The organism is Salinimicrobium oceani, from assembly GCF_012037645.1.
In genome coordinates this window covers 1-712 of sequence record NZ_JAAVJR010000135.1, presented here as the reverse complement: position 1 = coordinate 712, position 712 = coordinate 1, and the positions used below count along the sequence as shown (strand labels likewise).

The 712-nt window shown below is 41.0% G+C and carries 1 protein-coding gene; it reads right to left on the bottom strand.

What is annotated here, in order from left to right; translation table 11 throughout:
* Positions 1–38: 38 nt before the first annotated feature.
* On the bottom strand, positions 39–629 hold the full coding sequence (locus HC175_RS15865; RefSeq protein WP_168023934.1) for a riboflavin synthase: 591 nt from the start codon (positions 627–629) through the stop codon (positions 39–41).
* Positions 630–712: the final 83 nt, after the last annotated feature.

Sequence of the window (712 nt, the reverse complement as noted above, 5' to 3'; positions counted from 1 at the left end):
TGTTATAGGTCTGTACAAGCTTCAGCCTAAGCGGTGAGCTAAGCATTCAACTGCATAAGACGCTGCACATATTTTCCAATCACATCAAACTCAAGATTGACCCTGTCACCTTCTTGTAGAGAGCCAAAAGTGGTGTGTGCGAGCGTATAGGGAATAATAGCCACGCTAAAATGGCTTTTTTGGGAGTTAACCACGGTAAGGCTCACCCCATTAATGGTTATTGAGCCTTTTTCAATAGTCACATTTTGAAATGTAGGATCATATTCAAAGGTAAATTCCCTGCTGCCTTCCTTGTTGTCAATCCTGGTGCAGACAGCGGTTTGATCTACATGTCCCTGGACAATATGGCCGTCTAATCTTGCTCCCACCTTCATTCCTCTTTCCAAATTAACACCTTCTCCCACCTTTAAATTTCCAAGGTTGGTCTTGTTAAGGGTTTCATCAATTGCGGTGACGGTGTATGCATCATCTTTAATATCTACAACCGTGAGGCAAATACCATTATGGGATACACTTTGATCGATTTTCAGCTCCCCGGTCATTTTGGCCTGAATTGTAATATGTAGATTTCCGCCGCTTTTTTCCAGGGCAGTGACAACTCCCAGTTCTTCAATAATGCCTGTGAACATTTCCTTATTTATTATTTACCTTTGCGCCTATAAAATTAGAATAAATACAGGGAACCTATATGAAATCAGCCGACAAAATAAAA

Excerpts from the sequence above, each read along its gene's own strand:
- HC175_RS15865 (WP_168023934.1), bottom strand. The coding sequence starts at position 629 with ATGTTCACAGGCATTATTGAAGAACTGGGAGTTGTCACTGCCCTGGAA.